The sequence below is a fragment of the Vibrio sagamiensis NBRC 104589 genome (assembly GCF_007990935.1).
GTDB lineage: Bacteria > Pseudomonadota > Gammaproteobacteria > Enterobacterales > Vibrionaceae > Vibrio > Vibrio sagamiensis.
Genome location: NZ_BJXJ01000053.1, coordinates 1 through 16920, shown reverse-complemented (window position 1 = coordinate 16920; position 16920 = coordinate 1). Strand labels below are relative to the sequence as shown.

16 protein-coding genes are annotated in these 16920 nt (G+C 40.7%); 12 read left to right on the top strand and 4 right to left on the bottom strand.

Translation table 11 applies throughout. The features are described 5' to 3' along the window. Window positions 1-785: 785 nt before the first annotated feature. Window positions 786-1196 carry a VOC family protein gene (locus tag VSA01S_RS17845; protein WP_039983457.1) on the top strand — a complete coding sequence of 137 codons (411 nt, stop codon included), beginning with the start codon at window positions 786-788 and terminating at the stop codon, window positions 1194-1196. Window positions 1197-1548: 352 nt separating this feature from the next. Here the strand turns inward: VSA01S_RS17845 and VSA01S_RS17840 are convergent, their stop codons facing one another. Together VSA01S_RS17840 and VSA01S_RS17835 are read right to left on the bottom strand one after the other, a co-directional pair. After that, window positions 1549-1905, bottom strand: a complete 357-nt coding sequence (locus tag VSA01S_RS17840; protein ID WP_021711866.1) for a YibL family ribosome-associated protein — start codon at window positions 1903-1905, stop codon at window positions 1549-1551. A gap of 100 nt (window positions 1906-2005) precedes the next feature. Next, entirely contained in the window at window positions 2006-2998 is a 993-nt protein-coding gene (locus VSA01S_RS17835) for a 2-hydroxyacid dehydrogenase (RefSeq protein WP_039983456.1), read from the bottom strand. A 215-nt stretch (window positions 2999-3213) separates the two neighbouring features. Between VSA01S_RS17835 and VSA01S_RS17830 the strand changes: the two genes are divergently transcribed. Further along, window positions 3214-3696, top strand: coding sequence for a L,D-transpeptidase family protein (locus VSA01S_RS17830; RefSeq protein ID WP_039983455.1), 483 nt, complete (start codon window positions 3214-3216; stop codon window positions 3694-3696). Window positions 3697-3720: 24 nt separating this feature from the next. On the opposite strand, the gene VSA01S_RS17825 is transcribed toward VSA01S_RS17830, so the two are convergent. Together VSA01S_RS17825 and VSA01S_RS17820 are read right to left on the bottom strand one after the other, a co-directional pair. After that, window positions 3721-4428, bottom strand: coding sequence for a glycerophosphodiester phosphodiesterase family protein (locus tag VSA01S_RS17825; protein ID WP_039983454.1), 708 nt, complete (start codon window positions 4426-4428; stop codon window positions 3721-3723). A gap of 278 nt (window positions 4429-4706) precedes the next feature. Next, window positions 4707-6074, bottom strand: coding sequence for an anthrax toxin-like adenylyl cyclase domain-containing protein (locus VSA01S_RS17820; RefSeq protein ID WP_050567473.1), 1368 nt, complete (start codon window positions 6072-6074; stop codon window positions 4707-4709). 513 nt (window positions 6075-6587) lie between these two features. On the opposite strand from VSA01S_RS17820, the gene VSA01S_RS17815 reads away from it, so the two are divergent. The 10 genes from VSA01S_RS17815 (at window position 6588) to VSA01S_RS17770 (ending at window position 16885) form a co-directional block, all read left to right on the top strand. Then, window positions 6588-7256, top strand: a complete 669-nt coding sequence (locus VSA01S_RS17815; RefSeq protein ID WP_039983459.1) for a response regulator transcription factor — start codon at window positions 6588-6590, stop codon at window positions 7254-7256. Between the two features lie 20 nt (window positions 7257-7276). Next, window positions 7277-8644, top strand: a complete 1368-nt coding sequence (locus tag VSA01S_RS17810; protein WP_039983458.1) for a HAMP domain-containing sensor histidine kinase — start codon at window positions 7277-7279, stop codon at window positions 8642-8644. A 122-nt stretch (window positions 8645-8766) separates the two neighbouring features. Then, a complete protein-coding gene (locus VSA01S_RS17805; RefSeq protein ID WP_039983453.1) occupies window positions 8767-10839 on the top strand; it encodes a TonB-dependent siderophore receptor in 2073 nt (690 codons plus the stop codon). 92 nt (window positions 10840-10931) lie between these two features. Next, window positions 10932-11699 (top strand): DUF3450 domain-containing protein, encoded by a 768-nt coding sequence (locus tag VSA01S_RS17800; RefSeq protein ID WP_039983452.1) that lies wholly within the window; start codon window positions 10932-10934, stop codon window positions 11697-11699. Next, complete coding sequence (locus VSA01S_RS17795; RefSeq protein ID WP_039983450.1) at window positions 11700-13085, top strand: MotA/TolQ/ExbB proton channel family protein; 1386 nt, start codon at window positions 11700-11702, stop codon at window positions 13083-13085. Beyond that, a complete protein-coding gene (locus VSA01S_RS17790) occupies window positions 13085-13639 on the top strand; it encodes a MotA/TolQ/ExbB proton channel family protein (RefSeq protein ID WP_039983448.1) in 555 nt (184 codons plus the stop codon). Before VSA01S_RS17795 ends, VSA01S_RS17790 begins: the two co-directional genes overlap by 1 nt. After that, window positions 13636-14040, top strand: coding sequence for an ExbD/TolR family protein (locus VSA01S_RS17785; protein ID WP_039983447.1), 405 nt, complete (start codon window positions 13636-13638; stop codon window positions 14038-14040). Before VSA01S_RS17790 ends, VSA01S_RS17785 begins: the two co-directional genes overlap by 4 nt. Beyond that, window positions 14040-14660 carry an energy transducer TonB gene (locus tag VSA01S_RS17780; RefSeq protein ID WP_039983445.1) on the top strand — a complete coding sequence of 207 codons (621 nt, stop codon included), beginning with the start codon at window positions 14040-14042 and terminating at the stop codon, window positions 14658-14660. Before VSA01S_RS17785 ends, VSA01S_RS17780 begins: the two co-directional genes overlap by 1 nt. Next, window positions 14657-15820: a tetratricopeptide repeat protein gene (locus tag VSA01S_RS17775; RefSeq protein ID WP_039983443.1), complete on the top strand. Its 1164-nt coding sequence runs from the start codon at window positions 14657-14659 to the stop codon at window positions 15818-15820. Before VSA01S_RS17780 ends, VSA01S_RS17775 begins: the two co-directional genes overlap by 4 nt. A gap of 219 nt (window positions 15821-16039) precedes the next feature. Then, complete coding sequence (locus VSA01S_RS17770) at window positions 16040-16885, top strand: patatin-like phospholipase family protein (protein ID WP_039983441.1); 846 nt, start codon at window positions 16040-16042, stop codon at window positions 16883-16885. Window positions 16886-16920 lie beyond the last annotated feature (35 nt).

Genomic DNA, 16920 nt, shown 5'->3' with positions numbered 1-16920 from the left:
CTATTAAAAATTAAACCGCTGTTTTTACAGCGGTTTTTTCGTTTTTACAGATCAAAAGCCGACAAGTACAAAGGATGACGCAAATGTATTTGTTACGACTCTCAAATAGCGTTTACTACACCCGTATTGTAACGCCCTATTCCCTTTACGCCCTCGGGTACCTAAAAGAAATTCGATTCTATTTGTTTGCAAAAGAGCGGCGCATTGCTTGTCTATTAAAAATTCTTCCGTTTCCATTGCTAGGGTGACGCTTGTGATGAAATTTAATGCAATTGGTATTAGATAGTATATTTGCCAGAGTTCTGATAAGTTCTTTTTATACAGATAGTTAACTGCGCATGCGTCCTAATAACATGATATGTTTTCGCATGAATATTGAATCCATCGAAATTAAAGATCCAATTAAATTGCATCGTACCGCTGTAATTGAAGTCTCCGTAATCGCTGACTCAGGTGATAAAAGGTGGTGCTTTTTTTCATTCCTGAGGGGATAGCGGCTTGCGGAGATTGTAAGGTTCGTTTTCACTATGGCGCTTCACATATGATTCTTATCGAAGTTAATCATCAAGGCAGCACTTAAAGATATTGATAAGCAAGTAATGCTTGAAACGTGTAAAATTCTGTATTGATTAATAAGAGCATAATAAAAGCAAAGTTCCGGTATTTTGCTCGTTCTGTAAGCGTTAATTTAGTGTTGTTCGTACCTTAATGCGGCGTTATATGCAAAAATGAACTTATGAGTTAAATAGGGTAGAATTCTATTCTTGAACTGTAGTGAGCCAAAAATGAATAAGCTTATCGAACAAAAAATTGGTAATATAGCTTTAGTTGTTGAAAACTATGATGATGCAATTGAATTTTATACCAAAAAACTACAATTTGAACTTGTCGAAGATACTGATTTAGGCGGCGGTAAACGTTGGGTTCAAATATCTCCACCTAATTCAACGGGTACAAATTTACTATTGGCTCAAGCAAGTAATGATGAACAATTAAAATCAATTGGCAATCAAGCTGGCGGTCGTGTTTTCTTATTTCTTCAAACTAATGATTTCTGGCGTGACTATGAGTTTATGAAAGCTCAAGATGTCGAGTTTACTGAAGACCCACGTGTTGAAGAATATGGCACTGTTGTTGTTTTTAAAGACTTATACGGTACAAAATGGGACTTATTGCAGTTAAATCAAGCTAACTAAGTCTCTAGCATATAACAAATACATCAACACAATCTGGGCTCGAAGAGGGCTACCTTGATGATGTTCTCAAGGTGATTTCCGTCATTATAAGATGGAAAATTAAATCTTATCAATAATTTAACTTTTTTATGTTGTTTGTGTGATGAACGGTCTTATCCAAAAGTGTGTCAGATAAGGCTACTACCCGTTGTGAGCACCAAGTGATTTTGGCACCTTGTTTGAGGGGAGGGAGAGCACACTATTATCCCTTATGTCTCAAAAATAAGCCTTTATAGAGAAATACCGCTATTAAAAACCCAAGCCTATATAAGCTTGGGTTTCTTGGTATTTAGATAAAGCCAAGCTGTTATCGCTAAAACTCTTTTGGAGCGAATCCTGTCATAACGTCTAAACGTAGCTCTTTGCCCACTTTAGTTAATGGGTGAACAATAACGAGACCTTTGACACGCTTTTTCAATTTACCGATATCCGCTTGTTCAGCCTTGGTTATTTCACGTGAGAAAGGCATATCAAGCAGGCTTTTACGCTCTTTATTTAGCTCGTATTTTTGCTTATGTTTTAGTTGATTAAGTTTTTTGGTTAACTGCTCCACTTCATCAGTGAACTTAGAAATCATTTCATGATCACCACGAGAACGTGCCGCATCAAGTTTGCGTTGGCAGTTATCTAGACGGTTGTGCAGCTTTTGGATATCAGTTTTTATGCTCATGGTTAAGGACTCAAAAATTTGTTAGTCGGCGATTATAGCATAGTTAACAAGTTACGACTTACTATATCTCTTGATAACAGATGGGGCCTAATTCAAGGCCCTAAAGAATAAGCTCATTACCTGATAATCCGCCTGAGAAAAATGCTTCGATGTTACTCAGCGTGACCGAAGCGATATTGTGGAGGGCTTCATGGGTAAGAAAAGCCTGGTGTCCGGTGAACAACACATTGTGACAAGCGGATAAACGTCGAAATACATCATCAACAATGACATCGTTGGATTTGTCTTGGAAGAAAAGATCCTTCTCATTATCATAAACATCAAGACCAAGTGCGCCAATCTTACTTTGCTTTAATGCTTCTATAGCGGCAACTGAGTCTAAGAGTTCTCCACGGCTTGTGTTGATGATCATGACACCGTCTTTCATTTGCGAGAAGGCTTTCTCATTCAATAGGTGATAGTTCTCTTCACTCATCGGGCAGTGTAAGGAGATGATGTCCGCTTTTGCATAAATGTCGCTCAGTGAACAATAATGGCACCCCATTTCAATTGCTAAGGGGTTTTCGTAGGGGTCATAACACAGTACATTCATACCGAGCCCTTTAAAGATACGGATCGCTGCCATACCGATCTTGCCAGTACCAATGACCCCGACGGTTTTTCCATAGAAATTGAATCCAACCAGTCCTTCTAAAGAAAAATTGGCATCTCGCGTACGTTGATAAGCTTTATGCAGACGGCGATTTAAACACATCATCATGCCAACAGCGTGCTCTGCTACAGCCTCTGGTGAATAGGCAGGGACACGCACCACTTGTAGACCGTATTTCTTAGCGCTGGCTAAATCTATTTTATCATAGCCTGCACAGCGCATCGCGATCAGTTTCGTGCCACCTCGTGCCAATTGTTCCAGTACAGCATCACAGAGGTCGTCATTAACAAAGGCACAAACGACTTCACAGTTGTGAGCCATTTTAGCTGTGGTCGCTGTCAGCCTGAAATCATGAAAGTGGAAAGTAAATTGATGGTGTTTGATTTTGTTAAATGAAATCTCGTCGTAGGATTTAGCGCTAAAAAAAGCAATATTAATCATGACTCTCCCTCTGAAAGGTTTGGTTTCTTCTGTAGCATTCTATGATCTTCCTTTAACTCAATTCAGTGTTATGACTCTGAATCAAGCATCTCAAGGTATAAGCAGCCTTGTCATCAAATCTGTGAATATTCAATTTGATTTACTCTGCTTACCTGACTAGCATAGTCGTTCTTTGTTTAAATTCCCTCTAAATGAGCGAGTTAGGTATTTTGGTGATGTTAAGAAGATGGGTGTTCCTAGCGGTATGTTATTCTTTTACATACGATGTTCAGGCTGCGATCGATTTAGTTAAAATTGATAAATCCAAACGGAGAATGTACTTGCTGGAACAAGGAGAAGTCATCAAAGAGTATCGAGTCGCTCTTGGTGCGAACCCCAAAGGCCATAAACAGCAAGAAGGGGATAATAGAACTCCCGAGGGAAACTATACACTGAAATATGTGATCAATGATTCGGCTTATTACCGTTCTGTTCATATAAGCTATCCCAATGCTCATGACCGTGCTGATGCTCTTCGTCGAGGCGTTTCTCCTGGTGGAGAGATAAAAATCCACGGTTTGAAAAATGGCGAAACGCAACCAGCTCAGTTTATCCAGAGCTTTGACTGGACTAACGGTTGTATTGCGTTGTCCAATGAAGAAATGGATGAATTTATTCGATTAGTTAAGATGGGTACGCCGATCTCTATTGAATGGTAAAATCTGTGGCATCTTCCCATGCTTTTATATAAACCGCTCTGGATAATCACTAAAGATTCCATCAAGAGAGGGGAGATGCTTTAGCTTGTTTGGGTTGTTTACGGTGTAACACATGACTTTATAACCTTCTTGTCGCAACCTCTCTATCTGGCGTCGGCGTATCCAATTGATATTAAGATTACAGCTATATGCACTCACTTCATTAAGAAGTTCACGATCCTTTCGTGTTAAAAAGTCACTAAGCACACCCAGTCGATAATCCTGACTTTGATTGTAAAGTGCTTTTATGATCGTGTGGTTGAAGCTCGACAAAAGTAGGTGTTTGCTTTTTACGGGCCCATTTTGGAGAGTATCAATGACGAGTTTTGCAACCTCTTCAGCATCATGTTTGTCTACTTTGACTTCTAAATTGAGTTTGAGGCTATTCTCAGCGGCTAATTGCAACAATTCATCTAAAGTCAGCAGCTTCTCGTTGGCAAATTCGTGGCTGAACCAAGAGCCAAAATCGAGCTCTTTAAGTTCAGACAAACTCATCTTATCTAATCTGCCTGTTCCATTGCTGCAACGGTTGACGGTGTGATCATGGCACACCACAAGCGTATTATCTTTAGTTGGTTGAATATCAACCTCAATCCACTTTAGCCCCATATCAATGGCTGCTTGAATGCTGGAACGTGTGTTTTCGGGGTAATGCCCTGCTACCCCGCGATGTCCGATTATGATTGTTTCCATGTCACATCTATACCTTAAGCGTGTACTCATCCAGTACTTTAGGTGATCACATTAAAAACAGCGAATACTCTATCGACATTAATAGAAGAGTCCAATATGAGAATAGTTTCAAACCAGTTTCTTGAAGCCACTTTACGATTTTAGCTGAACCTTTTGGGCAGCGTCTGTTGAGCTTTTCTACAGTGTTACCGGCTTCCCACCTAAGCCTTCGCCTTGTATCAATACTCAACAATTCGCTGCAAAAATTAACTCGAAATGTCCGGTTTACTTGAAAAGGACTATTGTGAAGTACTTGTTTTTTCGGATAAATTCGGTATATGAGTCTCTTGGGCCCAATTGAGAATAGTGTTTTGTGCGTCAGTAAATCTTGCGGATCGTGCTTGAGCTACTGGTTTCTCCCATTTTGGGTTGAGTGGAACTGAAAAACCTGCGTCTTTTGCCTTTTTCACAAACTCAGCCAATTCTTTAGTGTCCTTTATTATATGGATAGATTGATAATCATCAAAGGCTTTGGGCATAAACACAGTGATGGGATAGTTAGAGCTAGGGTCCGTAGCTGGGCTTCCAGAGTCAGCATTGTGATGCACAACGGGGTTGCCTCCTTTACCGACGGTAGCTAAATTAAGTGAATCGATCATCTTGTTTATTCTTGGTGTGGCATTACCGATGCCTTGCCCCCAACTTCCTTGAGTTTCGTTCTCCTTAGCAAAGAATTCTGCGGGAGTAAAAGGCCTTCCATTGTTATCTTTTTCATATTTATCTTTATAAGCCTGACTTATATCACCAAAGTGTATACGCGGAACGGGTACCTTGTCCTCTTTTCCCACATCGAGCTGTTCTGCTTGTGGTGCTATAAACATGAGATCATAATCTGCCGTAAGGGGCATATTACTCTTTGGATCTGCAAGTACTTCTAGTGGCTTATCATTATAGGAAATGACAAAATCATTTCCTTTTCTATCTGCTTGATAAGTAAGACCTTCAGAGCGAATCATAAAGGAGTCAAGTGATGTTGAGAGAACTGGAAACGTAATTGTGCCGTTTTGTGATAGCCACTTAAGGCGATCTGGAGATAATTTCAATTGAACTGGTATGGCATCTCTTTTCTCTATACAAGACTGTACCTCTCCGTTGTACTTTTTCACTTTTTCAGATAATACCTTTGGCTCTAAACCTGCCCGGTGAAGCTTACTCAATTCTTGTTTTACACAAATAAAGCCTGCTTGGGGACCATGATTCGCTGATTTACCCTTGATTTCAAACCCTTTGGTTGGATATCCCTTTTCAATCAGCCCTGTTGACATTTGATCGACAGGACGAAATGAGATGATTTGATTGGTATCTTTAGCGAGTTCTTGCAGTGGTTCTAAGTGCGATTCAACAATACCTGTTTGTTTTGCTATATCTTTAACTAGTTGTTTAACAGTGACTGATTTAGGCTCAGAGGACTTAGCTGACTCACCCAACTTTATTGTAGTCTGAGATGGTTCTTTAGATGGCATTGAAGGTTTACGTCTGATAGAAGAATCTTGTTCATTACGTATACATTTGATTTTAGTCGGTAAAGGTGGAACTTCATCCGTTGTTGTGTCTCTTGCTCTTTTAAGGTTCACTGGAACGGATGATATTGTTTGCGGTATTATCATTCTTTACACTCCATCTTTTGTAATGACTGTTCATTAGTCTTCAGTTATCAATGTATCAATGTATCAATGATTCAATGGTGGTAGAAAAAGATAAAAACTGAAATAAAATGATAGATTAATAAAATCAGGTTTTTTCATGATGAAGTTGGTTTGTTAGGGTTAAATTTTTATAAAAAACAATAGAAAAGTGTGCTTGCTTTTTTTTATTTTTTGCCCGGTGTAGTACGGCATTCACTATTGTTAAGGATTTTTATATTTTCAGGTTTTCTTTAGGCCAGTGAGATGTCCTAGTGACACGCCCACATACAGCGTCTCGTTGAACAAAGTACATGTAAGGTTAATCGGGAATTAAGTGACTCGTTAGAGTACAACCCATATGCCTATTTGCTTTTCGGTTTGTTCACTCTGTCAATGTTTTCATTCCAAATTAGTGTCTTGTTTATGATATCTATTGCACTGCCATTGCTTGGTGTTAAAATGAGAATCGTTTGTATTTTCATTGTTGGTTGTTCTATGTCTCGGATTTTAGTTGTTGATGATGATGTGTCATTATGTGAATTGCTTGAAGTGGTGTTAAAAGAAGAGGGATATCAAGTCTCTTCTGTCCATTGTGGTGAAAGTGCTTTGAGTTACATGGAGAAAACCTCGGTAGATTTAGTATTGCTTGATGTCATGCTACCTAATTTGTCGGGGATGCAAGTCGCACGAAGAATTTGCCAACGCTTTGCAACACCTATCTTAATGCTAACCGCACTGAACGATGAACAATCGATGCTTGAAGGCTACCAGGCTGGTGCAGACCAATACATTGGTAAGCCATTTAATGTCGCAGAACTTTTAATGCGGATTAAAGCTATTTTGCGCAGAGTTGGACTAGAGCGTCAAAGACAAGTGATTTATAAGACTGTTGAATCCATCACCGATAAATTAAGTTCGCTACCCCTTACAGGAACAGAGGCTGATTTGCTGAGTTACTTAGTGCAACATCAAGGAATTGTGATTTCTAAAGCAGAATTACAGACAGAGGTCTTGAAAAAAGAGCTAAGCCCATTTGATCGCAACTTAGATATGCATGTCAGTAATATTCGACGTAAATTGGTCGAGGCGGGTTTATCAAAACAGCACATTAAAACCTTTCGCGGCAAAGGTTACAGTTACTTAGATACTTCATCACGTGAGTGATTATTTTGTTATTTGACTTTATGTCTCGCCATAAAGATGGCCTAGCGTTTCAGTTGTTTAGTTACATGGTGGTTATTGTTATCAGTATTTTAGTTGCACAAACTTTAGCTGAACAAGCCTTAGTCAAGACGATGCTTAAAGTGCCACAAAGTGTAAAAAATGAAATGTTAGATTTGGCACAGAAAGCGAATGTTTTGATAGAAGATGGGAATATGGAGGCGCTTGCAAACTGGGCACAGGCACAGCGTTTTGATTTGTTTGTTGTCGATGAAAATGCTCAACCTCTCACCCAGAGAATGATGCATCCTCACTTTCAATTTAAATTACAATTTAAACGCAGCATTGATGAACAGCTTGAAAATCGAGTTAGCCGGCCTATCATCTCTATTCCTTTAAAAAAAGGCATGGACTTGGTGATACAACTGCCTCATCAGCTGCACCCTGCCCGTGAATTTATTTTTTATTCTGCTATTTTAAAGCTGCTTATCGCTGTAGTTATTTTGGTGTTGTTCTCGATTTTGATTGCCAGGAATTTACAGCAACCTCTTAGTCGCCTTAGAGAAGCGAGCAAAAAGCTTTCCAATGGTGATTTTAATGTGTGTGTTGTTGATGAACTGCATTCTAAAACACGTGAATTTAATGAGTTAGCTGAAGACTTCGATCATATGACTCGAGAAGTACACCGCCTTGCAGAAAAGCAGCGCCGTTTGATTCGAGATGTCTCTCATGAACTAAGAACCCCCTTGGCGAGACAGAATTTAGTATTACATTTGTTACGCAATAAAGTCGGCCCAAAAGAACAAGAACTTGTAGGGCGTCTTGAAGATGAAGCGACACAGCTAAACGATCTTATTGGGGAAATCTTAGAGTTCAGTCGACTTGAGAATACACGATACAGAACGGAGTTAGTGAAATCTGACTTATTGTCATTATTAGAGCTACAAATTTCACGGTGTGAAATTGAATTAAAGCCAGAGCAAAGTATTACTCTTACGTCACAGGCTGAGCAAACGATGGTTCTATGTGATAAGGCTTTGGTTGTTCGCTGTGTCAGTAATTTGGTGACCAATGCGATTAAATATGCCGGAGAGCAAGCAATTATAGAGGTCTCTTTAGAGAATCAAACCATTAAAAAAGAACGTTACCTTACTGTGAGTGTCGCTGATTCCGGAGCGGGCATTCCTGAAAATCGATTGGATGATATTTTCTCACCGTTTACTCGGCTCGAAGCGTCTAGAGACAAAAAAGCCGGAGGATACGGTTTAGGCCTTGCCATTGTTAAGGAGTCAATGCGCATTATGAGTGGAAAAGTTATTGCTGCGAATAGAGTAAGTGGTGGTTTTATCGTGACATTATATTTTCCTGAACGAACATTCAAAGATTTATAAAAAAACAAAAGCAAAGAATGTAAATGTGTTATAAATAAGAATGATTATTACTTATATTCGTGCTTCGAAATAAATGGGCGCACACTTTGGTTGTTTGTGCTCAAAAATGGAGCTTAAAGAATATGTGTAATAAGTGTTTACTTGCTGTTGCTATTGGGGGGGCTATTATCAACACCGCAGTGGCCCAAGAAGATGAGCACCTAATTATTGAAGGTCGAGAATTTGGCTACAAAGCAGATCATAATTCAACCGCACTGCGAATGGATATGTTGCAATTAGAAACCCCGGGGCAAATTAGCATTATTGACTCTGCTGTTATCGAGGAACAACGAGCAAGTACACTTGGGGAAGTGTTAAAAAATGACGCCAGTATTAGTGCTGGTGGGCAGGGAAGGAATCGAGAGCGATTTTCACTGAGAGGCTTTGAACTTGGTAGCTCTGATGGGTTTTTACGAGATGGTCGCCAGCATTGGTCGCACTATCGTCAGCCGATTGAATTATTAGAGCGAGTGGAAGTATTGAAAGGGCCTTCCGGCTTATTATATGGAAAATCAGAGCCGGGTGGATTAGTTAACATGATTTCTAAAAAACCTACTTCAATGACACAAGCTTATTTTAGTCAGGATATAGGGTCTAATGATCATTCTCGCACTGTATTAGATGTGGGTGGTGCATTGAATGATGCGGAATCATTAAGAGCTCGCACGATTCTGGCTCAGGAGAATTACGGTTCTTGGCGACAATATGGTGATGGCACAGAACCTGATACTGATCGATCGATTGGTGGTTTCGTTGTCGAATACGATGTAACCGAAAATATCATGCTTTCTGCACACTATGATCGCACTAAAGAGGTCGGTAGTGTGGACTCAGGGGCTTATATTGTGGATGAAAAACCAGTTATTGACGAAAACTACATTTGGGATGCACAGTGGTCCAAGATAGATAATGATGTAGAGAACTACGGTGTTGAAATTCATGCTCAAGTAATGGACAACATGAATGTAAAAGCGAGTTATAATCGACAAGACTTTAAACGTTTTGATGTAGAATCCTATCCAAGTTTTGAAGAGTACGAGCAAACTGGTCAAATTAAGCATAAAGGTAATGAACGCTCTGATCATTGGGTATTTGATACAGCTTATTTAGATATCACAACAGACTTTTCTCTGTTTGAAACCAGTAACAGCCTCTTAATTGGTGTTAACTACTTGGATTATAATTATGACCGTTCAATGGCATTTTATGATGCAGAATTTGTACCTGCTGGCGAAACAGTTGCCAAACCTAATTCAGTAAATTCAGTAAAGCGTTCAACCAGCCAATATGATACGTGGGGCCTTTATGCACAAAATATGCTGACACTAAGTGATAAATGGCAAGTGTTAGCAGGGGTTCGTTATGATGAGAAACGCAGTGATAAACTAACAGAACAGCAAGTTTCTCCGAAGCTTGGTTTGATTTTCCATCCAGCAAGTAATGGCTCGATATACGTGCAATATTCTGAGAGCTTTATGCCTCAAGGTAGTGTCAATGATCCTGACTTTTCTAATGACGGTCAGGAATTAGAGGCAGAACGAGGGATCTCTTATGAAATTGGGACTAAGTGGGAACTGTTGGATGAGCGCTTGTATCTGACCGGAGCTTTGTTTGATATTACTTTGGAAAATGTTCGTTTAGATATTGATGATCCAAGTAATCCAAACAAAGAAATTGCGACTCAGGATGGCGAACAGGTCCACAAAGGTGCAGAGTTTTTGATCCAAGGAGCGATTACAGACACTATTTCTCTAAATGCATCTGCGATGTATTTAGATGCAGAAATAACTGCAAGTAAAATATATCAAGGTCATCAACCTGTTGACGTGCCAGAATGGTCAGCCAGTGTCTGGACCAATTATGAAGTTCAGCCGAATACCAATATCAATTTGGGTATGATTTATGAAGGCGACCGTTATGGTGATGCAGCGAATACGTTTAAGAAAGAAGCTTATACACGTTTTGATATAGGATTCTCACACACATTTAGGTACGATGACTCACTGGATATTATCGCTCGCTTTAATATCGAAAACCTCTTTGATGAAGATTACCTTGCTGGTGGAGGAACGACCAAGAAGAATCAAGAGGGCGCGAGTGGTGTCGTGATTGGTGAAGGACGAAACTACATGGCTTCACTGCAATTTAAGTATTAAATACACTTACTCAAGGTACTTGAGAGTATCTTGGGTATAACAAAAAAGGTCAACCAACCTTAGGGTCTGAAAATAAAGATATTTTAACGCATATGAATCTATTTAAATCTAGCCTTGCTCTGTTACTTTCATCGGTTTTGCTGCCAGCTACAGCTGATGAACTTAATCGGGCACAAACTGTTCAGGGCAAAACAAATCAGGCTTCAGCATCGAGCCAAAAACGTATTGATGTGAGTGCTGAAAAAGCTCTGACTTTGGACGCTGAAATCGATCAGTTGCGTGAGGAAATCAGCAATTTGAAAATTTACCGTGATCACCTGAACGGTCTTGTTGAGAGCCAAAATCAAGAAATGGTTAGCTTGAATAAGCAGATTGAGCAGATTGCGAAGACACGGCAAGGGATTGTGCCTTTGATGTACCATATGCTTGCTGGGTTAAAAGCGAGAGTTGCCGATGATATGCCTATCCGCAAAGAACAAAGGCAAGAACGAATTGCTAAGCTAGAAGCCGTTATGAAGCGTGCAGATGTTGCCGATGCTGAGAAGTTTCGAAGAATCTTGGAAGCGTATCAGGTTGAAATCGATTACGGCAGTAAGCTGGGAACCTACCGAGATAAAATTCAACCTGTGGATGGTGACCTCATTGAAGTTGATGTGCTTTACTTGGGGCGTATTTCTCTGATCGCTCGTAGCCTCTCTGGTGATGTATTCTGGCGTTGGTCTCAACAACACAACGCTTGGGAATATATTGATGATCAGCAATCTGCTGAATTGAACAAAGCATACGCAATGGCAAATAAACAGTTGGCCCCTAGTTTATTGACGTTACCTTTATCAAGCCAAGTAGCGGAGAAGAAATAAATGCTAAATAACCGTTTACTAAAGGCATCAATGTCTGTCGCGATATTGTCTTTTGCTGCTTTGACGGGGAATACCTCGGCATCAGAAAGCAAGGCTTTGTTGCAAAGTGCACATCAAGAGCAGCGCCAACAGCAGTCACATAATAACAGCCGAGAAGCCGGATTTCATAAAAATGAAAAACAGCTTCAGTCGATAAAAAATCAATTGGCTTCAGAGCGTGCAGTACTGCAAAGTGAAGCTGATACGTTGAGTGTAACCTTCAGTGAAAATGAATCTCAGCTTGCACAGTTAGAAGAAAAATTACGTTTAGAAACAGGGAGCTTAGGTGAACTGTTTGGTGTGGTTCGCCAAAGTGCTAAGTCTTTGGAAATGGAGCTAAAACAGTCCGTCACGAGTGTGGATGCTCACGCTGACTTTGATAATGTCGAGAATATTATTGCGGCACAGTCGTTGCCAACACTATCCCAGCTGCAAGCCATGTGGCGCAGTATGGAACAACAAATTAAAGCCAGTGGAGAATTAGTCAATGTTTCTTTCCCATTATTGGATGGGGAAGGGCGAGAACAAACAGCCAATGGAGTTCGTTTAGGGGCGATAGCGCTTGTTGACGATAAAGGTTTCGTTAAATGGCAAGGTCAGAGAGGTGATGCTGTTCAATATCTTCGCCAACCAGATAATGCCCCAACAATAGGCTCATTAAACGCTGGCCATATTGATAATGTTGTTATTGATCCATCCCGTGGCGTTTTGTTAGAACAGCTAGAGACATCTCCCACCCTTTTAGATCGATTGAATGCTGGTGGAGTGGTAGGCAAGATAATACTTGGACTACTGGTGATTGGATTGTCTATTGCCGTGATTCGAGGTGTGTCTTTGCTTGTGGCTCGCAAACGCATAACTCAGCAGCTCAAAAATCCTGAACAATTAACTGATAATCCTCTGGGTCGAATTCTTGCGGTATACCAAAAAGATAAGCACCGCAGTGTAGAGGCATTGGAACTTCGTTTATTAGAAGCGGTTGTCGATGAGCAAATGCATTTGGAAAAAGGCTTATCAATGTTGAAGTTATTGGCTGCATTGGCGCCAATGCTAGGATTACTTGGTACGGTGACAGGGATGATAGAAACATTCCAAGTGATTACTCAATTTGGTAATGGTGATCCGAAAGTGATGGCTGGAGGGATCTCGATGGCGCTAGTGACCACTGTACTCGGTCTTATTGCTGCTATGCCTCTTTTACTGGCGCATAATATTTTGAGCTCTCAAGCAGAACGTATTCGAAATATTCTTGAAAAGCAAGGTATTGCCCTTGTCGCGGAGCAAGCAGAGGAAGGCAGTCTATCAAGCGCAGCTCATTCACACTTGATGACAGAGAGTGCAGCGTAATGGCACTGAGTGTATCCGGCATGGGGGATGTAATCGTGAAAGATTGGGGTTCGACCTTGATGAGCTTTATGCATCAAGGAGGTCCCATTTTATGGTGGTTAGCTGCTGTCGTTGCTCTATATTGGCTGCTGGCTATCGATCGACTGCTTTATCTTTATACTGTGTTTCCAAAGGTAAAAGAACACCTTACACAACGGTGGGGCTCTAGGTTTGAACAGCAGTCATGGTATGCACACCAGATTAGAGAAGGATGGATATCAAAGGCTAAAGGTGATCTATACCAGCACTTATCAACCATGAAAGTCTTAGTCGCTATTTGCCCCATGCTCGGTTTACTTGGCACGGTAACGGGTATGATCAGTGTGTTTGACATGATGGCAACCCAAGGGAGTAGCAACCCTAAATTGATGGCTTCAGGTATCTCGCTTGCGACGTTACCGACCATGGCAGGTATGGTCGCAGCTTTGGTGGGAATGTTTGTACATGCTCGCTTGAGTAAGTCATGTGAAAGAAAAATAATCCAATTAGAACAATCATTAAGGAGTCAAAAGTGAGACTCGGACGCCGACCCATTCAACAAGATGAAGCTCAGATCGATTTAACGTCGATGCTTGATATTGTATTCATCATGTTGATCTTCTTTATTGTGACCAGTTCTTTTGTTCGCGAATCGGGTGTCGAAGTGAATCGCCCGCAAGCGTCAAACGTTGTCAGTCAAAAAGAGGCAGGTATTTTTATCGCAATTACGGCCGCGAATGATGTGTATATTGATAAACGTATGGTTGATATTGAACGTGTTGAAGCGACGATAGAGCATTTACTATTGGAGCAACCTGAAGCGGCATTGGTGATTCAAGCGGATGAACATGCGTATAATGGTACGGTTGTCAAAGTGATGGATGCTGCGAAAGGTGCTGGAGTGAAAAATATCGCCCTAGCTGCGGAGAAACACTAATGCGCTTGTTGATGATGGCATTGCCACTTTCATGCATCATTACACTCAGCTTATTTAGTTTGATGGCATGGATGGTTGATAGAGGCAAGCAAGAAGCCCAACCTGCCTCGGAGGCGGTTCGCTTTGATATGGTCATGCTCGAAAATGACTCAGAGATACAACGAAGACAGCGTTCTGTGCCTGAACAACCCAAACCACCATCGATGCCGGAACCAATGGCATTGTCGCAAGCAGAGGTTCCGAAGCAAGATATGCAACAGATGTCACCTATTGCGGCTTTGGGTTTGAATACGTCTTTGGATGGTATCGCCATTCAAGCCCCAAATTTATCAGGGATGATGGGTACCCAGCAGGCCATGCCACTTTACCGTGTTGAACCTCGTTATCCATCAAAAGCGTTGAAACGTAAGATAGAAGGCTACGTCGTGATGCGTTTTACTATTGATGCATCAGGTCGCCCTGTAGATATTGAAGTCATAGAAGCACAGCCTAAACGCTGGTTTGAGAAAGATGCAATTCGTGCATTAAAAAAGTGGAAATATCAGCCGAAAGTTGAAAATGGTCATTCTATTAAACAGCAAGGCCAAACCGTGAGATTGGAGTTTAAGTTAGATAAATGATGAAGTTATTTTTGCTGGGGTTTGCACTTAGTTTGGCAGCTTTGAGCTCTAGTGCGAATGAATTAAGCCAATACACGGCTGGTCGTGTGCAAAAGGCTCATCAGTTGGCTGAAAAAGAGCAATTTAGCCAAGCGATTGCCATACTTAAAGCACTGGATACGTCTCGGGGATATGAACGTGCTTTTGTTGCTAGGATGCTCGGTATCTTTTATTGGCAAAATGGGCAAATACAGCCTGCGATTAAGCAATTAACCCTAGCGGTGAAAAGTGGGCAATTAAAAGACGAGCAGGCATGGCAAACGCAAAAGATGTTGGCTGACCTCTTACTCAATGCCCAGCAGTTTAAGCAGGCGTTACCACATTATTATCATTTGACTAAAACCACGGAAAAAAACCAAAAAGCCGACCAAGTTTGGCTGCGTATTGCTCAGTCTCATTACCAATTGAAAGAGTGGAAAAAGGTGTTATCAGCGATGGCTAGCTATGAACGCTTCCACCTTCCTGACACTCAAGCACCTTTATCGATGACATTATCTGCGCAGCTTGAACTGAAAAAGTGGCGACCTGCGATTGGAACGATCAAGCGTTTGATCGATCTGCAACCAAATCGCACTGAGTGGTGGCGTCAACTGGTTGCTTTATATCTGCATGTGAATGATAGTAGTAAGGCACTTGATACTATGGCTCTGGCCAAGCTGAAAGGAGTTCCTTTTGATAACAGCGATCATAAACTACTGGCTCAATTATATGCCAAGCGTGGTATTCCAGAACGAGCCGCAAAAGAACTGGGTGAAATTGTGAGTATCGACTCTGACCGCAAACTAAAAGCGCAGCAAGCCACCTACTGGCAAATGGCTAAGGAATGGCAGAAATCTATCGCAAGCTGGCGCTTAGCTGCAAAGTTGGATCGTCAGTATAATTGGCATCTTGCGCAATTATTAGTTCAAGAGGGCCAATATCAAAGTGCACTTGCTGCATTAGATAAAGTATCGGGGCGTAAGGCCGATGTTGCTTTGATGAAAACTCGTGCTTACTTCAAATTACAGAAATTTGATGACGCATTGGCTTATGCAAAACGTTCAAATGAAATGGCGCCATCCATGCAAGCAGAAAACTGGGTAAAATATCTTTCTCAATTGCGCCAAGCAAAGAATCAGTAATGAAAGCTTAAATCACGAGGAGCGAGCTATGATGTTTTATCTCACTTGATTTTAATTTGATGCTACTATTCTATAAATTATCGACATTCATCTTACAGAGCATATTCATAACTTTTGTCTCATTATTTACATTTTTCGTCTTGATATCAATAATGCCATTGTAAGAAAATAGATAAACTGCTTTCGATTTAAATAACAGCTTATTTAATGAGGAAGTACATGAAAAAAGCAATTATAGTTGAAGGTGGAGCAATGCGTGGTGTCTTCGCCAGTGGAGTATTGGATGCATTTTTAGAGAAAAGCTATAAACCTTTTGACTTTGCAATTGGTGTTTCTGCAGGTGCTTCTAATTTAATTGGCTATCTTACTGATTACCCACATCGTAGTATTAATATCATTACAAAACTGGCCACAAGTAAGCGTTTTTTTGATGTAAATCGTTTTTTAAAAGGAGGGGATTTAATTGATGTTAAATGGCTACTTGAAGAGTCTAATCGAAATTATGCCCTCGATCGAAATCAATTGTTTAATAATATTCCCTTTGTTGCGGTTACGACAAATGTCAATACAGGGCTGGCAGAATATTACCGAGTTGATCGCGATAACTTTGATAGGGTGATTGAAGCAACGACAGCGTTACCCATTGCATATAAGCACCCTCCTTGTTTTACTGGTAGTTATCATTCAGATGGAGGCATTGCTGATTCTATTCCTGTCCGAGAAGCATACCGCCGTGGTGCTCGAGATATTACAGTTGTACTCTCTCATCCTCTAAGCTATCAAAAGAAAAAAGTAAAAATGCCGTGGCTAGTTAAAAAGTGCTTTCCGGATTGTCCCAAAATGGCAGAGGCTATTCTTCAAAGATCGGAAAACTATAATGAATCTCTCGATTTTATTCGAAATCCGCCACCTAAAACTAGCATAAATGTCATCGCGCCTCCGGAAGACTTTAGAGTTCAGCGGCTGTCGATGAAAAAGTCAGTTTTGCTTGAGGGATATAAAATGGGGCTAGAAGCCGGGCGAGAGCACTTAATGAATGATCGGTCTAAAGAAGAATCATTTTAAGCACCCATGTTTTTCATTTCGGGCAAGAACTCAGT

Bases quoted from the DNA above. Each gene is read 5' to 3' on its own strand.
- VSA01S_RS17790 (WP_039983448.1), top strand. From the start codon at position 13,085: ATGGCACTGAGTGTATCCGGCATGGGGGATGTAATCGTGAAAGATTGG.
- VSA01S_RS17775 (WP_039983443.1), top strand. From the start codon at position 14,657: ATGATGAAGTTATTTTTGCTGGGGTTTGCACTTAGTTTGGCAGCTTTG.
- VSA01S_RS17800 (WP_039983452.1), top strand. From the start codon at position 10,932: ATGAATCTATTTAAATCTAGCCTTGCTCTGTTACTTTCATCGGTTTTG.
- VSA01S_RS17830 (WP_039983455.1), top strand. From the start codon at position 3,214: ATGTTAAGAAGATGGGTGTTCCTAGCGGTATGTTATTCTTTTACATAC.
- VSA01S_RS17825 (WP_039983454.1), bottom strand. From the start codon at position 4,428: ATGGAAACAATCATAATCGGACATCGCGGGGTAGCAGGGCATTACCCC.
- VSA01S_RS17835 (WP_039983456.1), bottom strand. From the start codon at position 2,998: ATGATTAATATTGCTTTTTTTAGCGCTAAATCCTACGACGAGATTTCA.
- VSA01S_RS17770 (WP_039983441.1), top strand. From the start codon at position 16,040: ATGAAAAAAGCAATTATAGTTGAAGGTGGAGCAATGCGTGGTGTCTTC.
- VSA01S_RS17840 (WP_021711866.1), bottom strand. From the start codon at position 1,905: ATGAGCATAAAAACTGATATCCAAAAGCTGCACAACCGTCTAGATAAC.
- VSA01S_RS17810 (WP_039983458.1), top strand. From the start codon at position 7,277: ATGTCTCGCCATAAAGATGGCCTAGCGTTTCAGTTGTTTAGTTACATG.
- VSA01S_RS17795 (WP_039983450.1), top strand. From the start codon at position 11,700: ATGCTAAATAACCGTTTACTAAAGGCATCAATGTCTGTCGCGATATTG.
- VSA01S_RS17815 (WP_039983459.1), top strand. From the start codon at position 6,588: ATGTCTCGGATTTTAGTTGTTGATGATGATGTGTCATTATGTGAATTG.
- VSA01S_RS17820 (WP_050567473.1), bottom strand. From the start codon at position 6,074: ATGATAATACCGCAAACAATATCATCCGTTCCAGTGAACCTTAAAAGA.
- VSA01S_RS17805 (WP_039983453.1), top strand. From the start codon at position 8,767: ATGTGTAATAAGTGTTTACTTGCTGTTGCTATTGGGGGGGCTATTATC.
- VSA01S_RS17845 (WP_039983457.1), top strand. From the start codon at position 786: ATGAATAAGCTTATCGAACAAAAAATTGGTAATATAGCTTTAGTTGTT.
- VSA01S_RS17780 (WP_039983445.1), top strand. From the start codon at position 14,040: ATGCGCTTGTTGATGATGGCATTGCCACTTTCATGCATCATTACACTC.